Consider the following 2,861-nt stretch of genomic DNA (forward strand, 5'->3'; position numbering starts at 1 on the left):
GCGTCTGCTGGCTGGCGGCCTGGACGCCGCTCGTCCCCGCGCTCCTCGTCTCGCTGTCAGCGCTCGCCGTCGCCGCCGTTACTGGAGCGGCTGGCGCGTGGTGGCTGACGCGCAAGCTTGGCGGGTTGACCGGCGATACGTATGGCGCGCTCAACGAAGGGGTCGAGGCGCTGCTGCTAGCTGCGGTTATTGTATACTTGGGCGGCTGAATCCGGCATTTGGCCAGGGACGGTCCCCAGCTACAGGAGGAGAGGGAAGGATGGAGAGACTGGATAAACCGGAGAGTCTGGCGAGACTGGAGCAATACGGCCATGGCGGCGATCTGCGAACCGCGGCTGAGCTGTACGGCCATGCGCCGGACGCATTCCTCGACTACAGCGCCAATATGAATCCGTACGGACCGCCGACGGGAGTGAGGATGGCGATCCTCGATTACGCCGAACGGATCGCCGCCTACCCAGATCCCGCTGTGCGGGAGCTGACGTCGATGATCGCCCGACAGCACGGCATCGCTGCCGAGTGCGTGCTCGTCGGCAACGGCGCCGCCGAGCTCATCGAGCTGGCGGCTCGGTTGACGGGTGCGGGTCCTACGGGCCTGACAGCGCCCTGCTTCGGCGAGTACGCCGATGCGGTGCGCAAAGCGGGCGGCCGGATCGAACGACTGGCGCTGAGCCCGGAGGACGGCTTCGCGTTGAGCCGCGAACGGCTGGAGAGCAGCGGGCTGCCGGTCAACCGTTGGCTGCTCGGCTCGCCCAACAACCCGACCGGGCGGCTGCTCGATAGAGACGTCGTGGCGACGCTGCTGGCGCGCGGCGACCAGCTCATCCTCGACGAGGCATTTATGGACTTCGTTCCGGAGGCCGAGGCGTATACCTGGCTGATGGAGGCGGCCGAGTCGGAGCAACTGCTCGTCATCCGCTCGATGACCAAGTTCTACGCCGTGCCGGGTATACGGCTCGGCTACATCGTCGGCTCGCCGCAGCGCATCGCGGCGCTGCGCGAGCTGCAGACGCCATGGAGCGTCAACTCGCTGGCCGAGGCTGTCGGCTGCGCCGTGCTCGAGGACGCGGCCTATGCGGAGCGTACGCTGGCGTGGCTGCCTGCGGAGCGAGCCTGGCTAGTCGCGGGATTACGCCAGCTCGGGCTGACCGTCTATGACAGCGCCGCCAACTATGTGCTGGTCCGCATCCCGTCGTCCTGGCGGCTATTCGCCGCCGAGCTGCAGACGATGCTCGGCAGGCGTGGCGTACTGATTCGCGACGCCTCCCGCTACCCCGGCCTGTCCGAGGGCTACCTGCGTCTGGCCGTGCGGCTGCGCGAGGACAACGAGCGGCTGCTGACCGAGCTGGAGCAGGCGCTGCGGCGGTACCGAGAGGAGGCGGAGGCGGATGACTGAACGGATCGCGGCGCCGACGATCATGCTGCAGGGTACGGCCTCGGACGTCGGCAAAAGCCTCTTGACCGCAGCGCTTTGCGCCATTCTGACCGCCGACGGCTGGCGCGTCGCGCCGTTCAAGTCGCAGAACATGTCGCTCAACGCCTACGTCACCTGGGACGGCAAGGAGATCGGCCGCGCGCAAGAGATGCAGGCGGAAGCTTGCGGCATCCTGGCGACGACCGACATGAACCCGATCCTGCTCAAGCCCAAGGCCGACATGGTATCGCAGGTCATCGTCCACGGCCGCCCGCTCGGCGATTACGAGGCGCGCGCGTATCGCGAGGACCTGCTGCCCCAGGCGGGGCAGATCGTCCGCGAGGCGCTCGGTCGTCTCCGTGCGCAATACGATGTCGTCGTGCTGGAGGGGGCCGGCAGTCCGGCCGAGATCAATCTGAAGGACCGGGACATCGTCAATATGCGGATGGCCGGGTGGGCCGATGCGCCGGTGTTGCTCGTCGCCGACATCGATCGCGGCGGCGTATTCGCCTCGATCGTCGGCACGCTGGAGTTGCTCGAGCCGCATGAGCGCGAGCGAGTCGCAGGCTTCATCATCAACAAGTTCCGCGGCGATGTCTCGCTGCTGCAGCCTGGGCTCGATTGGCTCGAAGCGCGCACCGGCAAGCCGGTGCTCGGCGTCGTGCCGTATCTCGACGGTCTGGCGCTGGAGGCGGAGGATTCGTTGTCGCTGGATACGGCGCTGCGCGATGCTGCGAAGAGCGAGCAGCGCGAGCGTGGAGAGCCGGGAGAGCGACTGGAGATCGCCGTCATCCGGCTGCCGCGTCTGTCCAACTTCACCGACATCGACCCGCTCGCGGCCGAGCCGGACGTCCAGTTACGCTATGTCGAGGCGACCAGTACACTGGGGATGCCGGACGCGGTCGTCCTTCCGGGCAGTAAAAACACCATGGCCGATCTGGCCTGGCTGCGGGATACCGGACTGGCCGATCAGCTCTGCCGCTATGCGGAGCGGGGAGGACGGGTGCTCGGCATCTGCGGCGGCTACGAGATGATGGGAGCGACACTGCGTGATCCCGAGCATACGGAGTCCTATGTGACGGAGCAAATGGGTCTGGCCTGGTTCCCGTTCGAGACGAATTTCGCCGCCGACAAGCGAACGATCCGTGTCAGCGGCGAAGCTTGGCTGCCCGGGTTGGAGGGGGTCTGCGAGATCGAGGGCTATGAGATTCACACCGGACAGATCGAGATGCCGCCCGGCGTCATGCGGCCCTTCCTGGTAAGGGACAGCCGCACGTTGGAGGCGCCGCTGCTGCCTGAGGGAGCGGCGTCTGCGGACGGGCGGATCTGGGGCACCTTTATCCACGGTATCCTGCACAATGACGGGCTTCGCCGAGCCTGGCTGAATACGATGCGGAGCGAGCGCGGCCTGCCGCCGCAGGCTGCAGGCTTCGCCTTCGGCGAGCGG

At 67.1% G+C, this 2,861-nt stretch carries 3 protein-coding genes; all 3 read left to right on the forward strand.

What is annotated here, in order from left to right; genetic code table 11:
* The coding region (locus tag PA598K_RS24405; protein WP_148091984.1) for an adenosylcobinamide-GDP ribazoletransferase at nt 1–209 on the forward strand (209 nt) is incomplete at its 5' end.
* Between the two features lie 50 nt (nt 210–259).
* The gene (gene cobD / locus PA598K_RS36485) at nt 260–1,396 is read left to right on the forward strand and encodes a threonine-phosphate decarboxylase CobD (RefSeq protein ID WP_185602202.1); all 1,137 of its coding nucleotides are present in this window, start codon (nt 260–262) and stop codon (nt 1,394–1,396) included.
* Nucleotides 1,389–2,861, forward strand: a 1,473-nt coding sequence (locus PA598K_RS36490; protein WP_185602203.1) for a cobyric acid synthase, incomplete at its 3' end; no start/stop codon positions are given. The genes cobD and PA598K_RS36490, both read left to right, overlap by 8 nt.

The organism is Paenibacillus sp. 598K (assembly GCF_003851045.1).
Lineage (GTDB): Bacteria > Bacillota > Bacilli > Paenibacillales > Paenibacillaceae > Paenibacillus_D.

Bases quoted from the DNA above. Each gene is read 5' to 3' on its own strand.
- cobD (WP_185602202.1), top strand. From the start codon at position 260: ATGGAGAGACTGGATAAACCGGAGAGTCTGGCGAGACTGGAGCAATAC.